17 protein-coding genes are annotated in these 20,295 nt (G+C 71.8%); 4 read left to right on the top strand and 13 right to left on the bottom strand.

What is annotated here, in order from left to right; translation table 11 throughout:
• Positions 1–6 precede the first annotated feature (6 nt).
• Both DEI86_RS04070 and glgB read left to right on the top strand, forming a co-directional pair.
• Positions 7–1,998: a maltotransferase domain-containing protein gene (locus DEI86_RS04070; protein ID WP_111048861.1), complete on the top strand. Its 1,992-nt coding sequence runs from the start codon at positions 7–9 to the stop codon at positions 1,996–1,998.
• A complete protein-coding gene (glgB, locus tag DEI86_RS04075; RefSeq protein ID WP_111048862.1) occupies positions 1,995–4,550 on the top strand; it encodes a 1,4-alpha-glucan branching protein GlgB in 2,556 nt (851 codons plus the stop codon). Before DEI86_RS04070 ends, glgB begins: the two co-directional genes overlap by 4 nt.
• Positions 4,551–4,675: 125 nt before the next feature.
• Here glgB and DEI86_RS04080 read toward each other — a convergent pair whose 3' ends face one another.
• Both DEI86_RS04080 and DEI86_RS04085 read right to left on the bottom strand, forming a co-directional pair.
• Positions 4,676–5,671, bottom strand: coding sequence for a tetratricopeptide repeat protein (locus DEI86_RS04080; RefSeq protein ID WP_111048863.1), 996 nt, complete (start codon positions 5,669–5,671; stop codon positions 4,676–4,678).
• On the bottom strand, positions 5,668–7,425 hold the full coding sequence (locus tag DEI86_RS04085) for a hypothetical protein (RefSeq protein ID WP_111013729.1): 1,758 nt from the start codon (positions 7,423–7,425) through the stop codon (positions 5,668–5,670). Before DEI86_RS04085 ends, DEI86_RS04080 begins: the two co-directional genes overlap by 4 nt.
• Positions 7,426–7,729: 304 nt before the next feature.
• Here DEI86_RS04085 and DEI86_RS04090 point away from each other — a divergent pair, with 304 nt between their 5' ends.
• Positions 7,730–9,580: a DivIVA domain-containing protein gene (locus tag DEI86_RS04090; RefSeq protein ID WP_111013728.1), complete on the top strand. Its 1,851-nt coding sequence runs from the start codon at positions 7,730–7,732 to the stop codon at positions 9,578–9,580.
• A gap of 53 nt (positions 9,581–9,633) precedes the next feature.
• On the opposite strand, the gene DEI86_RS04095 is transcribed toward DEI86_RS04090, so the two are convergent.
• From DEI86_RS04095 to DEI86_RS04140, 10 genes are all read right to left on the bottom strand, one after another.
• The gene (locus DEI86_RS04095) at positions 9,634–10,389 is read right to left on the bottom strand and encodes an alpha/beta hydrolase (protein ID WP_111009271.1); all 756 of its coding nucleotides are present in this window, start codon (positions 10,387–10,389) and stop codon (positions 9,634–9,636) included.
• A complete protein-coding gene (locus DEI86_RS16785; protein ID WP_181434894.1) occupies positions 10,386–10,682 on the bottom strand; it encodes a hypothetical protein in 297 nt (98 codons plus the stop codon). Before DEI86_RS16785 ends, DEI86_RS04095 begins: the two co-directional genes overlap by 4 nt.
• 13 nt (positions 10,683–10,695) lie before the next feature.
• Complete coding sequence (locus DEI86_RS16790) at positions 10,696–11,721, bottom strand: lytic transglycosylase domain-containing protein (protein WP_258370194.1); 1,026 nt, start codon at positions 11,719–11,721, stop codon at positions 10,696–10,698.
• A 47-nt stretch (positions 11,722–11,768) separates the two neighbouring features.
• Positions 11,769–12,317, bottom strand: a complete 549-nt coding sequence (locus DEI86_RS04110) for a DivIVA domain-containing protein (protein ID WP_111009272.1) — start codon at positions 12,315–12,317, stop codon at positions 11,769–11,771.
• 61 nt (positions 12,318–12,378) lie between these two features.
• Positions 12,379–13,389, bottom strand: a complete 1,011-nt coding sequence (locus DEI86_RS04115; protein ID WP_111013727.1) for a phosphatidate cytidylyltransferase — start codon at positions 13,387–13,389, stop codon at positions 12,379–12,381.
• Complete coding sequence (frr, locus tag DEI86_RS04120; protein ID WP_111009274.1) at positions 13,389–13,943, bottom strand: ribosome recycling factor; 555 nt, start codon at positions 13,941–13,943, stop codon at positions 13,389–13,391. The genes DEI86_RS04115 and frr overlap by 1 nt, the downstream gene beginning before the upstream one ends.
• An 88-nt stretch (positions 13,944–14,031) precedes the next feature.
• Positions 14,032–14,751, bottom strand: a complete 720-nt coding sequence (gene pyrH / locus DEI86_RS04125) for a UMP kinase (protein WP_111009275.1) — start codon at positions 14,749–14,751, stop codon at positions 14,032–14,034.
• A gap of 102 nt (positions 14,752–14,853) precedes the next feature.
• Positions 14,854–15,681 (bottom strand): translation elongation factor Ts, encoded by an 828-nt coding sequence (gene tsf / locus DEI86_RS04130; RefSeq protein WP_111009276.1) that lies wholly within the window; start codon positions 15,679–15,681, stop codon positions 14,854–14,856.
• Between the two features lie 86 nt (positions 15,682–15,767).
• Positions 15,768–16,688 (bottom strand): 30S ribosomal protein S2, encoded by a 921-nt coding sequence (gene rpsB, locus DEI86_RS04135; protein ID WP_111009277.1) that lies wholly within the window; start codon positions 16,686–16,688, stop codon positions 15,768–15,770.
• Between the two features lie 312 nt (positions 16,689–17,000).
• Complete coding sequence (locus tag DEI86_RS04140) at positions 17,001–18,449, bottom strand: sugar porter family MFS transporter (RefSeq protein ID WP_258370193.1); 1,449 nt, start codon at positions 18,447–18,449, stop codon at positions 17,001–17,003.
• Positions 18,450–18,931: 482 nt separating this feature from the next.
• Here DEI86_RS04140 and DEI86_RS16445 point away from each other — a divergent pair, with 482 nt between their 5' ends.
• Entirely contained in the window at positions 18,932–19,363 is a 432-nt protein-coding gene (locus DEI86_RS16445) for a murein hydrolase activator EnvC (protein ID WP_181439690.1), read from the top strand.
• Here the strand turns inward: DEI86_RS16445 and DEI86_RS04150 are convergent.
• Positions 19,348–20,283 carry a tyrosine recombinase XerC gene (locus DEI86_RS04150; protein ID WP_146244012.1) on the bottom strand — a complete coding sequence of 312 codons (936 nt, stop codon included), beginning with the start codon at positions 20,281–20,283 and terminating at the stop codon, positions 19,348–19,350. The two genes, DEI86_RS16445 and DEI86_RS04150, sit on opposite strands and share 16 nt — an antisense overlap.
• Positions 20,284–20,295 lie beyond the last annotated feature (12 nt).

Here is a 20,295-nt window from a genome sequence, read left to right on the forward strand (position 1 = left end):
CGAACCGTGGCCACTGCAGACCGACCCGTCATCGGGCGCATCCCCATCACCGCGATCGAACCCTCGACGCCGAACGGCTTCCCGAGCAAGGCGTTCGACTCCGAGGTCGTCACCTTCGCCGCGACCGTGTTCCGAGAGGGCCACGGCGTCATCGGAGCGGACCTCGTGCTCGAGCGCCCCGACGGCGCCGTCCGGGCGGTGCCGATGGCACTCGTCGGCGAGGGCACCGACCGCTACGCCGCGACCGTGCAGGTCGACTCGGTCGGTCTCTGGACCTGGCACGTCGAGTCCTACGCCGACGACTGGGCGACGTGGATCCACGCGGCACGGCTGAAGATCGCCGCGGGCGTCGACACCGAGGCGACCCTGCTGGACGGCGCGGTGCTGCTCGACCGACTCGCCGACGAGGCCGAGTCGACCGCGGCCGCCGACGCGGCCGCCGCGATGCGCGACACGGAGCGCTCCCCCGCCGCACGCCTGGCCGCCGCCGACGACCCGCGCGTGACCGCCGCGCTCGTGGACGCACCGCTCACCTCGCTCCGCACGACCTCCGCGACGCAGGAGCTCGACGTCGAGCGCACCCGTGCCGGCGTCGGGGCCTGGTACGAGTTCTTCCCGCGCAGCGAGGGCGCGCGCCGACAGGCCGACGGCACATGGCGGAGCGGGACGTTCCGCACTGCCGCGCGCCGCCTCCCGGGTGTGGCGCGCATGGGGTTCGACGTGATCTACCTCCCCCCGATCCACCCGATCGGCGTCACCGCGCGCAAGGGGCCGAACAACACGCTCCACGCCGGTCCGGCGGACCCCGGCAGCCCCTGGGCGATCGGCAGCGCCGACGGCGGACACGACGCGATCCACCCCGACCTCGGCAACGAGGAGGACTTCCGCTCCTTCGTGGAGACAGCGAAGAACACGGGCATGGAGGTCGCGCTCGACTTCGCGCTCCAGTGCTCGCCGGACCACCCGTGGGTCACCGAGCACCCCGACTGGTTCACGCAGCGCGCCGACGGCTCGATCGCGACCGCGGAGAACCCGCCGAAGCGCTACCAGGACATCTACCCGATCCAGTTCGACACCGACCCCGAGGGCATCGTCGCCGAGGTCCTCCGTGTCCTCCGACACTGGATCTCGTTCGGCGTCGGCATCTTCCGTGTCGACAACCCGCACACGAAGCCGCTGTGGTTCTGGGAGCGCGTGATCCGCGAGATCCGCACGGAGAACCCGGAGATCGTGTTCCTCGCCGAGGCGTTCACGCGTCCGCCGATGATGCGCGCGCTCGCCGAGGCCGGGTTCACGCAGTCCTACACGTACTTCACGTGGCGGAACACCAAGGAGGAGATCGAGTCCTACCTGGACGAGCTCGCGCACGAGACGAGCGCCTACCTCCGGCCGAACCTGTTCGTGAACACCCCGGACATCCTCTCGGAGTACCTGCAGTTCGGCGGGCGCGCGGGCTACAAGGTGCGGGCCGCGCTCGCGGCGACGGGTGCCGCCACCTGGGGCATGTACGCCGGCTACGAGCTGTTCGAGGACGTCGCCCGGCCGGGCAGCGAGGAGAACATCGACAACGAGAAGTACGAGTACAAGCCCCGGGACTTCGGTGCCGCCGAGGCCGCCGGAGCATCGCTCGCGCCGTACGTGACGATGCTCAACCGCTTCCGGTCCGCCCACCCCGCGCTGCGTCAGCTCCGCAACCTGCACGTGCACCACACCGACAACGACGCGATCGTCGCCTACTCGAAGCACCTGCCCGGCACGTACACCCGGTCGGGCCGCTCGGACACCGTCATCGTCGTCGCGAACGTCGACCCGCACTCGGCCCGCGAGGCGACCGTGTTCCTCGACCTCGCCGCGCTCGGGCTCCCGACCGACGGGCTGTTCGACGTGCGCGACGTCGTCACCGGCGCCCGCTGGACCTGGGGCGCCGCCAACTACGTGCGCCTGGACGCCTTCCAGGAACCCGTGCACCTGCTCGTCGTGGAGGGACCACACCGATGACCGAGACCACCGAACCCACGCGCGAGCCCGACGAGGGCCGCCCCGCACGGCGTTCGACCTTCGTCCCGACGGCGTCGGCGCCCCGCGACGAACCGAACACGTCCGCGCCCGGCGAGGACCTGCCCGGCGCGCCCGCGACGGCCGCCGAGGCCCCGGACCGCTCCGTCGCAGAGGCCGACACGCTCGCCGGTCGCGGGGCGAGTGCCCCGGCCGCGACCGACGACACGGACCCCGCGGCCACGGCGACCGACGCACCCGTCCCCGCGGGCGCGACGACGCCGGGTGCGACCAGGACGGACACCGGGGTCGAGCCGACGGGCGCGAGCACGGCCTCCCGGCCGACCGACACCGATGTCGACACCGACGCCGCCGCACCGAGGACCGATGTCGCACCGGCCGCGGAGCCGGTCCCCGGCCCCGTCGAGGAGTGGCTCCTGCAGCAGGTCGCCGAGGGCCGATGGTCGCAGCCCCACGACGTCCTCGGCCCGCACCCGGTCGATGGCGGCACGAGTGTGCGCGTCGTGCGTCACCTCGCGAACGCCGTCACGCTCGTGCTCCCCGACGGCACGGCCGCGCCCCTGCACCACGAGGGGTTCGGGGTCTGGGCCGGTGCCCTGCCCGGCACCGTGACGAGCTACCGCGTCGAGGCCGAGTACGACGACGAGACGTGGACGAGCGACGACGCCTACCGCTTCGCCCCGACCCTCGGTGACGTCGACCTGCACCTGTTCGCCGAGGGCCGCCACGAGCAGCTCTGGCACCTCATGGGTGCGCACCTCCGGTCGATCGACGGCGTCGAGGGCGTCTCGTTCGCGGTGTGGGCGCCTCGTGCCACGGCGGTGCGGGTGATCGGTGACTTCGAGGGCTGGTCCGGTCGGACCACCTCGATGCGCAAGCTCGGCGGTCTGGGCGTGTGGGAGCTGTTCGTCCCCGGCGCGAAGGACGGCCAGCGGTACAAGTTCCAGATCCTGACCGACGGCGGCTGGGTGGAGCGAGCCGACCCGTTCGCGCGCCGGACCGAGGTCCCGCCGCTCACCGCGAGCGTCATCACCCGCGCCACCCACGAGTGGAGCGACGGCGATCGCGCCTGGATGGAACAGCGGGCTCGGACGAGCACGCACGACCACCCGATGAGCGTCTACGAGGTCCACCTCGGGTCCTGGCGCCCCGGCCTGTCGTATCGCGAGGTCGCGGACGACCTCATCGGGCACGTGCAGTACCTCGGGTTCACGCACGTCGAGTTCCTGCCGCTCGCGGAGCACCCCTTCGGCGGTTCGTGGGGCTACCAGGTCACCGGCTACTACGCGCCGACCGCTCGGTTCGGCAGCCCCGACGACCTCCGCTACCTCATCGACCGTCTGCACGAAGCCGGCATCGGCGTCATCATGGACTGGGTGCCGGGACACTTCCCGAAGGACGAGTGGGCACTCGCCAAGTTCGACGGCTACGCGCTGTTCGAGCACCCGGACCCCCGGCGCGGCGAGCAGCTCGACTGGGGCACGTACGTGTTCGACTTCGGTCAGCCGCAGGTCCGGAACTTCCTCGTCGCGAACGCCCTGTACTGGCTCGAGGAGTTCCACATCGACGGTCTCCGCGTCGACGCCGTCGCCTCGATCCTCTACCTCGACTACTCGCGCACGGAGTGGCTGCCGAACAAGTACGGCGGACGCGAGTACCTCGAGGCGATCTCGTTCCTGCAGGAGACGAACGCGACGGCCTACAAGCGCTACCCGGGCATCGTCATGATCGCCGAGGAGTCCACCTCGTGGCCCGGGGTCACCCGTCCCACGAGCGAGGGCGGCCTCGGGTTCGGGCAGAAGTGGAACATGGGCTGGATGCACGACTCGCTCGAGTACATCCACCGCGAGCCCGTGTACCGCTCGTACCACCACGACGAGATCACGTTCTCGTTCGTCTACGCGTTCAGCGAGCAGTTCACGCTGCCGATCAGCCACGACGAGGTCGTGTACGGGAAGGGCTCGCTGTACGGCAAGATGCCCGGCGACCAGTGGCAGCGCCTGGCGAACGTCCGCGCGTACCTGTCGTTCATGTGGGCCCACCCCGGCAAGCAGCTGCTGTTCATGGGGCAGGAGTTCGCGCAGCCGAGCGAGTGGAACGAGGCCGGCGGACTCGACTGGTGGCTCCTCGACGACCCGGGACACCGCGGCGTGCAGGACCTCGTGGCCGAGCTGAACCGCGTGTACGTCGCGAGCCCGGCACTGTGGACCCACGACGACTCCCCGGAGGGGTTCGAGTGGCTCGAGGGTGGCGATGCCGAACACTCGACCATCGGTTTCATCCGGAAGGCCGGAGACGAGCGGATCGCCGTGTTCACGAACTTCTCGGGCGTCCCGGTGGAGCGTCGGTTCGGGCTGCCCGAGGCGGGCGTCTGGCGCGAGGTCCTCAACACCGACGCCACCGCGTTCGGCGGCTCCGGGGTGGGCAACATGGGCGCCGTCACCGCCGAGGACCAGCCCTGGGCCGGTCGTCCGGCGTCCGCTGACCTCGTGGTCCCGCCGCTCGGGTCGGTCTGGCTCCGACTGGAGCGGTGAGCGATCGCCGCGCCGCGCGCGCACGGTGACGAACGGAACGGCCGGGAGGCGTGCCTCCCGGCCGTTCCGTTCGTCCTGGGTCCGCCGGGGGCGCCACGAGCCGGTGCCGGCAGGGCGCGCCGGGCTCAGTACAGCAGGGTCGCGAGCCGACGGCGTGCCGCCACGACCCGTGGGTCGTCGGCACCGACGAGCTCGAAGTACTCCACGAGCCGCGCGCGGACGGCCTCGCGCTCCGCGCCGTGCACGGTCGGGAACACGTCGAGGAGGCGACCGAAGGCGTCCTCGACGTGCCCGCCGCTGATGTCGAGGTCGGCGACGCCGAGCTGAGCAGCCGGATCCGTCGGTGCTGCGGCCGCCGCGGCACGGAGCTCGTCGGCGGTCGCGCCCTGCAGCCGGTCGAGGAGCGACACCTGCGCCAGCCCCGCCACGGCCATGCGGTCGTGCGGGTCCTGCGCGATCGCGGTGCGGTACTCGGCGATCGCCGTCGTGTAGTCACCCTGCTCGATCGCGTCGTACGCGGCCTGGTGGTGCGGCGGCAGCGGCTCCGGTTCGGGCTCGGCGGCGGCGTCGGCGTCGGGGGCGCCGTCGGCCACCTGCACGCGTCCGGCGATCCCGTTCTGCGCGGCGGCCTGGAGCACCTGCTCGATGACGTCACGGACCTCGGCCTCGGGCAGGGCGCCGACGAACAGCCCGAGCGGACGACCACCGATCACGGCGGCGACCGTCGGGATCGACTGTGCCTGGAACGCCTGCGTGAGCTGGGGGTTCGCGTCGACGTCGACCTTGGCGAGGACGATGCGCCCGTCGTACTCCTGCGCGAGGCGCTCGAGCACCGGCGACAGCTGCTTGCACGGCCCGCACCACTCGGCCCAGAGGTCGACGATCACGGGGACCTGCATGGACAGCTCGATGACGTCCTGGAACGTCTGGTCCGTCACGTCGACGACCAGCGAGGGCACCACGAGGGCGTCCGAGACCCCGGCGGCTGCGCCTCCGGGCCCGCCGGGGGCGGCAGCAGCCGCGGACGCCGGAGCCGGCGGCGATGCAGTGCCGCGGTTCACGAGGGACGACAGGTCGACCGCGCCACGGAGACCGGCGGGGGTCGGGGGGATGTTGCTCATTGCACCTCACTCGCTGCGATCAGGCCCTGCGTGAACCCGAGCAGTTCTATCTTGGCCTTGGATCCGACCGGCGGCACCGAGAACAGCACCTGCACGCCGTAGGTCGCGCTGATCCCCTTCGTGCTCGACCCGACCTTCGAGAGCGCCTTCACCGCTCCCTCCGTGTTCAGCGTCGCGCCCGACTGGGTCGGGGTCACCTTCTCGATCTCGTCGAGGCTCGTGGAGACGAGCGCGCCGGCGCCGTTCGTCGCGAGCGCGATGCTCGAGTCGGCCGACGGGACCTCGGACGAGTACGCGATCTTCGCGGTCGAGGACAGGCTCTTCGCCTTCTGGTCCTTGTAAGACTTGCCGATCTTCTGGCGGAGCTCGTCGCCCTCGGACGAGAAGACGTCGGCGTACTCGCTCGCCGTGTCGTTCGCGAGGATGTCCGCGTAGGCGGAGGCCACCTGGCCGGGCGGCACGGTCAGCAGCTTGACGTCCGGCGAGAGCTGCGCGGCACCGGTGGTGACGGGCGCGACCGACGGGAGCTTCGCGTCCGCCTCGAGCGAGACGTCGTACTCGACCTTGTACTGCGCCCGCGGCGACGCCTGCACGAGCGTCAGGGCCTGCGGAGCGACGTCCTTCTGCTGCTGCGATCCCGTCAGCACGACGAACACCGAACGCGGCCAGGTGTCGGTCTGCTGCGGCAGGGCGACCGAGATGCCCGACGACGGGATCGTCGGCGGGGCGTCGACGTCGGTGTCGCTCCCCCGGATCGTGTAGTTCGCCTTGCGCAGGTCGAGCGCGGGCCCGGTGAAGCGCTCCGCGGCCGTGGTGGCGTTCCGCGAGCTGTCCGCCTGCGCCGCGACCGCGGCGACGCGCGCGACGATGCGGCGGATCTGCGGGAGCGTCGCCGCCGTGGGCTCGGCGGCCGCGGCCGGGCCCGCCGTCGCGGTGATGGTCGGCGTCGGCGTCGGCGTACCGGAGGTCCCGTGCGGCCAGTACTCCGACGAACAGCCCGCGAGGGCGAGTGTCGTCAGCGCGACGACCGGCACGACCGCGACCATGCGGCGGCCGCGGCGTGGACGCGGCGGGACCTGCGCGCCCGCGGCGACCGCGCGACGGCGCGAGACCCGTGCGCGCGGCGGCCGGGTGCCCCCGCTGCGCCGGCGGGGTCCGCGCAGCCGCCGCTGGTGGATGATGGCCCAGATGTAGAGCGCGATGCCGAGCGCGACGAAGAACCCGCCCGCCGTCATCAGAGGGCCGACGAGTGGTGTGGCGGTGTCCCGCGGCCAGGTGACCGAGAGGTGCGCGGGGGCCGGGTCCGACCCGTTCGACACGATGACGAGCGCGGTGTCCGCCGGCAGGTCGACGGTGAAGTCGAGGGTGTGCCCCTCGTACTCGCCGTACCAGAGGTCACTGCCCTTCGGCGACGGGACGTGTCGCTGCGTGCCCGAGACGCTGTCCCGGAGCGATGTGGTCTCGGCGTCGTAGCGGATGGTGTTGTGCCGGGCCTTCCCGACCCAGGCCATCACGTCGGCGGTGCGCCCGTAGGCCGCGAACGCGGTGCCCGAGGCCCCGGAGACGCGGACGTGCTGGTGGCCGGCGTTCGCGACGAGCGTCCGACCCGGGATCACCGTCACCGGAGCGTCGCCCGTCGTGGTCGTCGACGCCACGGTCGAGGAGGGCGGCGCGAACACCGTCCGCTGCCCGACCCCGAGGCCGACGAGCACGACGCCGATGACGAAGCTGATGATCGCCAGGACGAAACGCACGTGTACTCTCCCTCCGCGCCGGGGTGGGTTGCGGCGCGACGCCCCCACGACGTCGGACGCGGGGTCCCGCTTCGGATGGCGGGCGCCACGCTCCCGGCGGCCGCGCCGGAGCACGCCGCACGGGCGCGCGGAACGACGGTCCAGGATAGCCAACGAGCCTGGGAGGCGCATCTTCCCGGCGGCCGGTGTGGACCGGCGGACGATGCCGGCATGACCGTCCTGCGCTCCCGCCGTGCTCGCCGGACCCACCACTACAATCGACCCCGGGCGGAGCCGCCTCGACGAGTGACATCAGGAGCGACACGTGGCGTACGACGAAGCAGAGTTCGGTTCGGAGCTCCGGGGCTACCGGCGGGACGACGTCGATCGCGCACTCGGTGAGCTGCGCCGTGAGCTCATCAAGTCGAACAACGACCGTGCCGAGGCCGCCAAGGAGATCCGCCTGCTGCAGGCCCGGGTCGACGACCTGCAGTCCGAGCTCGACGAGGCCGGCACGCCGACGTACAGCGGGCTCGGCACCCGGCTCGAGAACACCCTGCGCGTCGCCGAGGAACAGGCGACCCGCCTCATCAGCCAGGCCGACATCGACGCCGAACGGCTCCGTGCGACGAGCAGGACGGAAGCCGCCCGCCTCGTCGCGGACGCCCAGCGCGAGGCGACCGACACCCTCGAGGACGCCCGGGCCCGCGCGACGAGCGACGTGGCCCGAGCACGCGCCGAGGCCGCGGACACGATCGAACGCGCCCGGTCCGAGGCCGGATTGCTGCTCCAGGACGCCCGGAACGAGGCCTCGGCCACGCGCGGCGCCGCGGTCACCGAAGCCGCCGAGACCCGCTCCGTCGCCGTCCGCGAGACCGCTGCGCTCCGTGCGCAGGTCGAGCGCGAGGTCGCCGAACTGCGCGAGGTCGCCCAGCGCGAGGCCGCAGCGGCGCGCGAGGCCGCGGCGGCGCTCGACCGCGAGACCGAACACCGCCGTGGTGTGTTCGAGGCCGAGCACGAGCGACGCACCGCCGAGCTCGACCGCGCGATGCGCGAGGGCCACGAGACACTCGACCACGAACTGCGGAGCGGCCGCGAGTCCTGGGCCAGGGAGCTCCAGGCAGGTCGCGACGCCCTGGCGCTCGAGCTCGAGACCGGACGCGCGCAGCTCGAGGACGAGGTCGCCAGGCGGCTCGAGGCCGTCGACGCGGAACTCGCCAGGCGCCGTGACGACACCGAGGCCGGGCTGGCCGCCGAGCGTGCGGCGTGGGAGCACGAGGCCGTCCGCGCTCGGACGGACCTCGAGCAGGAGCTCAGCGCGGCCCGTGCCCGGTCGGACCAGGAACTGGCCGCGGCGCGCAGCGACCTCGACCACGAGATCGAGTCGGCGCGTGCCGCGATCGCGGTCGACACCGAGCAGACGCGCCTCGAGAACGAGCGCCTGGTGGAGGAGACCGCCGAGCGGATCGCGCGCGAGACCGCCGACCACCAGACCCGGATCGCGCGGGAGCGGGCCGCTGCGGAGGACGCCGCGGAGCGGGCCGCTGCGGCACACGAGCACGAACTCGCCGAGCGCTCGGCACGGGAGCACGCCGCGCTCGACACCGAGATCGCCGAGCGGCGCACCGCCGAGATCGGCGCACTGCTCGCCGAGCGGGACGCACTCCGCGAGCAGATCGACGTCGCCCGGGCCGACCTGGACCGTGAGGTCGACGAGATGCGCGCCGCCCTCGCCCGCGAGCGCGAGGACGCCCGCGCCGCCCTCGAGTCCGAGCTCGCCGGTCGCCGCGACGAAGCCGAGCAGGACTACCTGCAGAAGCACCAGGACACCGTCGCGGAGACCCAGAAGTACCTCGACGAGGCGAACCTGCAGCTCGCCGAGGCCGTCCGACGCGCCCACGACGCCCGAGCGGAGGCCGACCGGCTCGACCGCGAGTCGCAGGACGCCGCTCGCGCGCGCGAGGACCGCGCGGCCGAGCGTGCGGACGAGACCCTCCGCGACGCCCAGGAGCGCGCGCGCGCGCTCGTCGCCGAGGCCGAGGAGCGGACCGCTCGCCTGGTCGCCGACGCGGAGGACCGCCTCGCCGCCATCCGCATGGAGCGCGAGGCGGTGGCCGGGTACCTCGAGAACCTCCGGGGAGCGCTGACGCACGCGGTCGAGGTCCAGCGGGACTGAGCACGAGCCACGGCAGCGCCGCGCCGGCTCCCTCCGACGGCGGGGCGTCCGCCTCAGTCCGCGACCGGCCAGGTGGTCGGCAGCGGCGCGGATCCCGGCACGACCAGGTCGGCGATGGCGTCGAGCACGACCCGGACGGCCCGCTCCCCCACCCAGAGGTGCTTTGCTCCGGCGACGGGGACGACGCGGACGGCCGGCGCGATCGCGAAGCGACGGGCGGCCTCGTCGGGGCGCAAGAAGTCGTCGTGTTCCGGCACGAACGCGACGACGGGGACCTCGAGGTCTCGCCAGCGCGCCAGGACGTCGTCGGTCGTGCGGTGGAGGGGCGGCGACAACAACACCACGCCCGCGACCGCACCGGACCGGACGTGTTCGATGCCGTGCTGCAGGACGACCTCGGTCCCGAAGGACCACCCGACGAGCCACGGCGCCGGGAGCCCGCGGTCACGGACCTCGGCCACGGCCGCACGGAGGTCGAACCCCTCGGTGACGCCGTCCCCGAAGGCACCCTCGGACGTCCCCCGCGGCGACGACACCGAGCGGAAGTTGAAGCGGAGCACCGCGATGGCGGCGAGGGCCGGGAGGCGCGCGGCGGCTTTCCGGAACACGTGGGAGTCCATGAACCCGCCCGCCGTCGGCAGGGGGTGCAGCGTCACGATCGTCCCGGCGGCGGGCCGTCCCTCCGGCTCGGCCAGTTCGCCGACGAGCACGAGGTGGTCGTCGGTGACGAGATCGACCTCCGTGCGCAGCGCGGGCAGCACGACGTCGCTCCGGATCTCGGTGACGCGGTCGTCCGGGGCCGTACTCACGCGATCCTCCAGCAGTGGACGTGCCAGTGCCGACGACTGGCGAGGTCGGCGGCGTCACCGAGGACACCGTCCTGCCGCCACACCACGAGGTGTGCGACACCGGGCTCGATCGTCCCCCCGCACCCCGGACACACGTATGCCTTCTGTGCGGAGGACGCACTGATCGGTTGCACCGTGAACGTCCTGCCGCGCCGCGACTCGGTGCGCGCCCAACCGGTCAGGAGGCGGTCGAGACCGGACTCCTCATCGGGATCCGCGCGCCCGCGTCGCCGGGGCCGGTTGCTCCGCGGCACGGCCGGGCGCCGATCAATACCAGTTGAAGGCGTTGCTGTGCGCCCAGGCCGCGCACGGCGTCCCGTACGAGCCCTGGATGTACCCGAGCCCCCACGCGATCTGCGTCGCCGGGTTGGTCTGCCAGTCGGCCCCGACGCTCGCCATCTTGCTGCCCGGCAGCGCCTGCGGGATGCCGTACGCACCCGAGGGGTTGTACGCGTAGACGTTCCAGCTGGACTCACGGGTCCAGAGCGACACGAGGCAGTTGTACTGGTCCGTGCCCCAGCCCTTGGCGGTGACCTGCGTCAGCGCGATCGCCTTGGCGCTGCCCGGGTCCGGCGTACCCGCGGCAGGTGCGGCGTCGCTCGCGGTCGACGCGGCGCTCGAAGCGGTCGAAGTCGACGCTGCTGCGGCGGTCGTCGTCGTGGTCGTCGTCGGCGCGGTCACCTTCGGCGCCACGACCACGGGCTTCGTCACCTGGTAACCGTCGCGCGTGACGACGACGTTCTGGTACGTGCCGTGCGCCGTGAACTGCTGCGCGGGCGCCGAGGGCAGCGTCGGCGCGAGGACCGCCGCGGACGCGTACGAACCGGACAGTGGATTGACCAGTGAGCCGCCGACGAACCCGAACACCGCGAAGAACGACAGCGCGGGGATGGTCGCGCGACGACGGAGGAACGCGGTCAGGCCGACGGCACGCTCCGGACGCTTCGGCGGAGCCACCGGAGCGCGCCGCACCCGGACGACGCGGGCGGCGACGTCACGCTGCGCGGTCAGGGCCGACTCGGCGGCGGTCGTCGCGTGCAGCGCCGCCTCGCCCCGAGCGATGGGTGCCGAGACGCGGTTGTCGGCGACCGAGACCGGCGTCGGCAGCGCGGGAGTGGCCTCGCGGGCCGCCACGCGACGGGCCGCGGGCCGCTCGGCGCGAGGCCGCCCGAGGGCTGCCCGACGTTCGCCGATGACGGAGCTGGACCTGCCCTGGTCGACGGTGTCCTGCTGGAAGGACTCGTTCTGACGGGGGGTCCGGACGGATCGTGGTTCTGCGGTGTGCCTGCCCATGAGTCCGTCCAGGGTAACGGATGGATCACGGAATGCGAAGCACTGACTCACCGAACGGCGAGCATGACCTCCACCACGGCGTCGAGCACCGCGTCGACCTGGCCCTCGCGGTACCCACCGTGCTTGGGCCGGAACACCACCGATCGCACCTCGGTGAGGCTCAGGGGCTTGCCGTCGTGGAAGTACCCGCGCAGTCGGGCGGCGAAGGTGTCCACGTCCTTCGGGTGGTAGCCGACCGTCAGGAAGCCGACCCGTTGGAACCGCTGGCCGTCCGGGCGGTCGAGGCGCGCCACCACGTCGGACGCCTTGGCGCGGGCCTCGGCGTACCACGCCTTCTGTCCGTGACGGCTCAGCTCCGCCTCGCGCTCCCGAGCCGCGAAGGCGTCCTCGAGCCGCTCGAGCGCCGCGTCGACGTGCTGCGTCGAGTACCCGCCCTTGCGCATGCTGAAGGCGGTCGCGCGGATCTTGTCCGAGGCGACGTGGCCGTCGGCGCCGTCGTCCGTGTAGGCCCGCCGCGCGTCCTCGAGGAACCGGTCGACCTCGTCGACGTCGTAGCCGAGGGTCGAACGGTCCACGGTCGGGAATGTCGAAGCCACGGCGACATCATGCCATCACCGCCCATGCGAGCAGCACCGCGCCGTCGGCTCGGCTCGCGCCTCAGTGCACCACGAGGTACAGGACGTACGCGACCGCCGCCGACGGGAGCACGCTGTCGATGCGGTCGAGCAGGCCACCGTGCCCCGGCAGGAACGTCGAGATGTCCTTGATGCCGAGGTCGCGCTTGATCATCGACTCGGTGAGGTCCCCGATGGTCGCCGAGGCCGTGATCGCGACACCGAGGACGACGCCGAACCACCAGGGCTCGTCGAGGAGCAGCACGGACACGATCACGCCCGCGATCATGCTGGCCAGCAACGACCCGCCGAAGCCCTCCCACGTCTTCTTCGGACTGATCCTCGGCGCCATCGGGTGCTTGCCGAACGACAGACCACTCGCGTAGGCGCCCGTGTCGACGGACACCACGACGATGAGGAACGCCATGGTCCACCACTGGCCGTGTGGCAGCGCGGTGAGGAGCACCGCACATCCGGCGAGCAGTGCGACGTACACCTGGACGAACAGACCCGCCATGAGGTCGAGGACCACACTGCTCGCCGCCAGGCGCGGTCGGGTGGCAGCGAGCTCGACCAGGCGCCACACCGTGATGAGCACGATCCCGGCGATGAGTTCGAGGAGCGCGGCGCGCGGCCCCCCGAAGAAGGCGATCGGGGCGATGGCGACGCCGGCGAGGACACTCGGGATCCGGGGGACGTCACGGCCACCGGCGCGCATGGCCGTCGCGAGCTCGTAGACCGCGACACCGACCAGGAACGCGCCGACGAGGATGAACAGCGCCTTCCAGATGACGAGGCTGCCGACCATCACCAGGCCGAACACGACTCCGATGCCGATCGCCGCGGGCAGGTTGCGTCCGGTGCGCGCGGTCAGCTGTTCGTTCCGGGCCTCGATCTCAGCACGGCGCTGCCGCAGCTGCGTCTCGAAGTCGGTCCGCGCCGACCGTGCGCGCGCGTCGAGGTCGGCGCGGAGCCGCCGCGCGGTGGAAGTGGGCCGGGTCGCGCGATCGTGTTCGCCCGACTCGGGGCGGGGGTCCCCCTGCGACTGCTCCATCAGACCTCGAGGAGTTCCGCTTCCTTCTTCTTGAGCGCGTCATCGATCTGGTCGACGTAGCGCTTCGTGAGGGCCTCGAGCTCCTTGTCGGCGCGCGAGATCTCGTCGTCCGAGATCTCGCCCTTCAGCGCGTCGAGGTCGTCCTTCGCGCGACGGCGGATGTTCCGGATGACCACCTTGTGGTCCTCGCCCTTGCCCCGGACGATCTTGACGAACTCCTTGCGGCGGTCCTGCGTCAGCTCCGGGATCGTGACCCGGACGATCTCGCCGTCATTCGACGGGCTCGCGCCGAGGTTCGGGAACGTCGCGATCGCGCGCTCGATCTCCTTGAGCGCGGTCTTGTCGTACGGCGTGACGATGAGGGTGCGCGCCTCGGGCGTCTGCAACGACGCGAGCTGCGCGAGCGGCGTCGGCGAACCGTAGTAGTCGACCGGGATCTTCTGGAACAACGCCGCGTTGATGCGGCCGGTGCGGACGGTCGAGAAGTCGTCCTTGGCCACCTCGACGGCGCGCGTCATCTTCTCGGTCGCCTCGGTCAGGACATCACTGATCACGGTCGTTCTCCTTCGGTACGCGTCGAGTCTAGTCGCGCGGGGTCCGTCGACCGTCCGGGAGGCCCCGCGCGCCTCGACCTCGCAGGGCTCAGTTGCTGACGACGGTCCCGATGCGTGCGCCGCGGATGGCGGCGGCGACGTTGCCCTCGCCCTCCATCCCGAACACGTGCATGGGCATACCGTTGTCCATGCAGAGACTGAAGGCGGTGGCGTCCACGACCTTGAGCCCGCGGACGAGGGCGTCCTGGTAGGTGACCCGCTCGAGCTTCTCGGCCGACGGGTCCTTCTTCGGGTCCGCCGAGTACACCCCGTCGACGCCGTTCTTCGCGACGAGGACCTCGTTCGCGCCGATCTCGAGCGCACGCTGCGCGGCCACGGTGTCCGTCGAGAAGTACGGCAGCCCCGCACCGGCGCCGAAGATGACGACACGGCCCTTCTCGAGGTGCCGCTCCGCCCGGCGCGGGATGTAGGGCTCGGCCACCTGCGTCATCGCGATCGCCGACTGGACCCGCGTCGCGGCACCCGCCTGCTCGAGGAAGTCCTGGAGCGCCAGCGCGTTCATGACGGTGCCGAGCATGCCCATGTAGTCGGCGCGGCCGCGGTCCATGCCGCTCTGGCTGAGCTCGGCGCCGCGGAAGAAGTTCCCGCCGCCGACGACCACGGCGATCTCGACGTCGCGTGCTGCTTCGGCGATCTCGCCCGCCAGGCGGCTCACGACCGCGGGGCTCACACCGAGGGATCCGGCGCCGAACGCCTCTCCCGAGAGCTTCAGGAGGACGCGCCTGCGGCCGGTCTTCTCGTCGGTCATCGTTCGGTTCGCCCTTTCGTCGTCGTGCTGGAGGGAATCTATCGGAAGCGGACATGACGACGGGGTCCGGAACGTGTCGTTCCGGACCCCGTCGGTGGTGGGTTACGCGCCGACCTTGACGCGGGCGAAGCCCTCGATGGTCAGACCGGCGTCCTGCGCGACCTTGGCCACGGAGACCTTCGAGTCCTTCGCGTAGCCCTGCTCGAGCAGCACGATCTCCTTGAAGAAGCCGTTCAGGCGGCCCTCGATGATCTTCGGGAGCGCGGCCTCCGGCTTGCCCTCGGCGCGCGTGGTCTCCTCGACGATCCCGCGCTCCTTCTCGACGGCCTCGGTCGGGACGTCCTCGCGCGTCAGGTACTTCGGGTCGGCGAACGCGATGTGCTGCGCGATCGACCGAGCCGTTTCGGCGTCGTCACCCGAGTAGGCGACGACGACGCCGACCTGCGGGGGCAGGTCCTGGCTGGTCTTGTGCAGGTAGATCGCGAAGTTCGTGCCGTCGACACGGGCGACCGTGCGGAGCTCGACCTTCTCGCCCATGAGCGCGGCGTTGTCGTTGATGTAGTCGCTGACCGTCTGGCCGTTGACCGTCGCCGCGTTGCCGGCCTCGACCGTGTCGGCACCGGCCTCGGCGACCGCGCCGAGGACCTCGGACGCGAGCGCGATGAAGCGGTCGTTCTTCGCGACGAAGTCGGTCTCGCTCGCGAGCTCGATGATCGTGGCGGCACCGGTGGTCTCGGTGGCGGCGACGAGGCCCGCGGTGGTCGCACGGCCTTCGCGCTTCGCGACACCCTTGAGGCCCTTGACCCGGAGGATCTCGATGGCCTTCTCGATGTCGCCGTCGGCCTCGACGAGCGCGTTCTTGCTGTCGAGCATGCCCGCGCCGAGGCGGTCACGCAGGGTCTTCACGTCAGCTGCGGTGAAGTTCGCCATGGTGGACGTCCTTTCTGGACTCGCGTGTGGTGATGAACGGGGAGGCGCCGGACGGCGCCTCCCCGGTGTGTCCTGTGCGGCTGGTGTTACTCGGCCGGGGTGGTCTCGGCGGCGGCAGCGGCCTCGGCCGTCGGCTCCGCGTTGACCGTCTCGAGCGGCTCGCCCAGCGGCTTCTCGGCGACCTGCGCGTCGGCGTCGTTCTCCTCGACCGTGGCGCCCTCGCCCTCGGTCTGGCCTGCGGCGGTGTTCGACCCGCCCTGCGCGAGGAGCTCCTGCTCCCACTCGGCCAGCGGCTCGACGGGCTCGTCCGACCCGCCCTGGTGGCGGACGGTCAGGCCCTCGGCGGCGGCGTCGGCGACGATGCGCGTCAGCAGACCGACCGAGCGGATCGCGTCGTCGTTGCCCGGGATCGGGTAGGTGATCTCATCGGGATCGCAGTTGGTGTCGAGGATGCCGATGACCGGGATGCCGAGCTTCTGCGCCTCGTCGATGGCGAGGTGCTCCTTCTTGGTGTCGACGACCCACAGGGCGCTCGGCGTGCGCGTGAGGTTGCGGATGCCACCGAGGGTCTTGTGCAGCTTGTCGAGCTCGCGCTTCTTGATGAGGAGCTCCTTCTTGGTGAAGCCCTTCGTCGTGTCGTCGAAGTCGATCTCCTCGAGCTCCTTCATGCGGGCGAGCCGCTTGGAAACCGTCTGGAAGTTCGTGAGGAGACCACCGAGCCAACGCTGGTTGACGTAGGGCTGGCCGACGCGCGTCGCCTGCTCGGCGATGGAGTTCTGCGCCTGCTTCTTGGTGCCGACGAAGAGGATCGTGCCGCCGTGGGCGACGGTCTCCTTGACGAAGTCGTAGGCGCGGTCGATGTAGGACAGCGACTGCTGCAGGTCGATGATGTGGATGCCCGAGCGCTCGGCGAGGATGAAACGCTTCACCTTCGGGTTCCACCGGCGGGTCTGGTGCCCGAAGTGCACGCCGCTGTCGAGCAGCTGGCGGATGGTGACGACGGCCATGGCCGTTCTCCTTTTCCGGCGCACGGCACGGCCGCGCGCTGATGTTGCGGTTTGTCGACCACGACCGGCGGTCGGGTCCCTGGTGCCCGGCGCACGACCGCCGCGACGCCGGAGAGGACCAGCGGGCGGACCGATGGGCGTGGAGGCCGATGGGCACGCGAAGTCAGCGCTCAGCGCGCTGCTGCACTCAGGATAGCACCAGCCGGTCGCGCCGCAGGACGCCGGGAGGCACGGTGCCGGGGACTCGATCGTCTCCCGTGCCCCGTGCCTCCTGGACGACCGGCAACGCCGATCGCGATGGTCCCGCGCCCGTCAGGACCTGCTGCCGACCTTGCCGCCATCGGCGCTGACACCCATCTCCTCGAGCGAGCGGCCCTTGGTCTCCGGGATCTTGGCGAGCACGAAGAAGAACGACACGAGCGCGAACAACGCGTAGATGCCGTACGTGACCGTCAGGTTGAAGCCCGACAGCGCGGGGAACGTGATCGTGACCACGAAGTTGGCGACCCAGTTGGCCGCCGAACCGATGCCGAGCGCGGTCGCGCGGATGCGGTTCGGGAACATCTCACCCAGGAGCACCCACATGAGCGGGCCCCACGTCGCACCGAACGACACGACGAACAGGTTGGCGAAGACGAGCGCGATGACGCCCCACGGACCCGGCAGGTGCGGATTGCCGCTGGAGTCCAGCGACGCCTGCGAGAACGAGATCGCGACCATGAGCAGCGACACGAACATGCCGGCCGATCCGGCGACGAGCAGGGGCTTCCGACCGAGGCGGTCGACCGTGAAGATCGCCACGAACGTGACGACGACGTTGATCACCGACGAGATGGTCGAGATCGTGAAGGAGTCCGACGCCTTGAACCCGACGGCCTGCCACAGGGTCGTCGAGTAGTAGAAGATCACGTTGATGCCGACGAACTGCTGGAGCACGGCGAGGATGATGCCGACCCAGACGATGCCCTTGAGGCCGAAGCGGTCGCCGCGGATCGTGCCCTTCTGCTGCTGTTCCTCCTGGCGGATGCCGTCCTCGATCTCGTCGAGGGACGTGTCCACGGTGTCGCTCGGCACGATCTTCGTCAGCACCTCCCGCGCATCGTCCTTGCGCCCCTGCGCGGCGAGGTACCGCGGCGACTCGGGCAGCACGAGCGCCAAGACGCCGTACACGACCGACGGGATCACCCCGACGAGGAACATCCACCGCCACGCCTCGAGGCCCCAGAAGTGTCCGCTCGCAGTGCCGCCCCCGCCGATCGCGATGACCTGGTCGGACAGCAGCGCGGCGAAGATGCCCAGCGTGATCGCCAGCTGCTGGAACGACGCCAGTCGACCGCGGATGCCCTTCGGCGCGACCTCGGAGATGTAGGCGGGCGCGATCACCGACGCGGTGCCGATGCCGAGACCGCCGATGAGGCGGAACACCACGAAGAACGTGGTGTCGGGCGAGAACGCCACCGCCACCGAGCTGACGAAGAACAGGATCGCCGCGATGAACATCACGCGGGTGCGGCCCCAACGGTCCGCGACCCGCCCGGCGAAGTAGGCGCCGAAGGCGCAGCCGATCAAGGCGCTCGCGACCGCGAAGCCGCTCCCCCCGGCCGACAGCTTGAACTGGTCGGTGATCGCCGACTCGGCGCCGTTGATCACCGAGCTGTCGAACCCGAAGAGGAACCCGCCGACCGCTGCGGCGATGGCGAACGCAGTCACCTTGCCCTTGAACGCCCGGTCTGTGCCGGACCTCGTCGTCGATGTGCTCACGTGCTCCTCGTTCCCGCCGGCGTACGACCGAGTCGCCGTGCGCTGCCCCGGAGGTCGGCTGGTCGCCGTCCGGGGCGGCGCTGCTCGGGACCGGAGCGCCTGCCACGGTACCCCTGGGGCCGTGTCCGTGGTCGTCATCGCACGCCGCAGTCGCTCCCCCTCCCCAGGACCCGCCATCAAGCAGCACTCCCCGCACGCTCGCGCAGCGTCCCCTCGAGACGTGCGGTGGGGACCAGGCTCGGCCCATGAACACGACAGGACGGTCGCGAGCGGTGCCCTCTCCCCTGCGGACGATGACGCCGCGCAGATCCTGGACGCGCCTCGGCGCGGCGCTGGTGGCCGTCCCGCGCGTCCTCGTGCTGTGCGTCGTCGCGCTGTGCACCGTCACGCTGGGCGCTGGGCCCGCGCGTGCTGGTTCCTCGTGCGCTGGGCCCCCGTGTGCAGGGGCACCCCGGCGCCCGGCGTCGAACCCGTCGGCGAGCATGACGGCGTCGGCCTGGGACTGGCCCGTCCCGGAGCGCGTCGTCCTCCGGCCGTTCGAACCCCCGGCACACGACTACGGCGCGGGGCACCGCGGGATCGACGTCCGCGCATCCGTCGGCACGCTCGCGCTGGCCCCCGCGGCGGGGACCGTGGTGTTCGCCGGGCCCGTGGCAGGACGCGGCGTCGTGACGATCGACCACGGCCGTGGCGTCCGGAGCTCGCTCGACTCGGTCACGCCGGACGTCGTGGTCGGCACGACGGTCGCGGCCGGGACCCCTGTCGGTCGTGTCGCGGTCGGGCACTGCCCGGCCGCCGCGCCCTGCGTCCACCTGGGTGTGCGGGTCGACGAGCGGTACGTCAACCCGCTCGCGTACCTCGCACCGGCGGCCTGGCCCGTGCTCCTGCCACCCGGTGATCACGCCCGAGGGTGAGCACTCCGGTACGCCTCGCGCAGGCGCGCACTCGACACGTGGGTGTAGATCTGCGTCGTGCCGAGGCTCGCGTGCCCGAGCATCTCCTGCACGGCCCGGAGATCGGCCCCGCCATCGAGCAGGTGCGTCGCCGCGCTGTGCCGGAACGTGTGCGGGCCCGCGGGACCGTCCCCCGGTTCAGACGCCAGGATCCGCGCGATGAGCCGGTACACCCCGCGGACGCCGAGCCGGGCACCCCGGTCACCCAGGAACAACGCCGACGGGTCCGGCGCCTGGGCACGGCCGACGAGCACCGGTCGGCCCTGTTCCATCCAGGCACCGAGGGCGTCGTCCGCGGGCACGCCGAAGGGGACGACCCGTTCGCGTCCGCCCTTGCCCAGGACACGGACCGTCAGCCGGTTCCGGTCGACGTCCGCGAGGTCGATGCCCACGAGCTCACCGACCCGCAGCGCCGACGCGTACAGGAGCTCCACGACGGCGCGGTCACGGAGGGCTCCCGGATCGCCGTCCGCGGCGCGGTCACCGAGGGTCGTCAGGATGCCCTCGACACGGTCGGCACGCACCACTCGCGGCAGGTGGGCGCCGCCCTTCGGCGCACGGAGCCGGACGCCGGGGTCGGTGGCGATCCGACCGGTCTCGGCGGCCCACCGGGTGAAGGCGCGCACCGACGAGGCCCGGCGGGCGATCGTCGTCCGAGCGAGTCCACGCTCGGTCGCACGCCACAACCAGTCCCGGAGCACCTCGAGGGTGAGCTCGTCCGGCCGACCGACACCACGCTCCGCCGCGAACGCCACCAGGTCCTCGAGGTCACCGCTGTAGGCGCGGACCGTCTGGGCGCTCAGACCACGACCGTGGACGAGGTGGTCGAGGAACGCGTGCGTGGCGCGGACCAACTCCAGGTCCTCGGCCGCGGGCGTCATGGGCCAACCGTA

Source organism: Curtobacterium sp. MCBD17_028 (genome assembly GCF_003234875.1).
Classification (GTDB): domain Bacteria; phylum Actinomycetota; class Actinomycetes; order Actinomycetales; family Microbacteriaceae; genus Curtobacterium.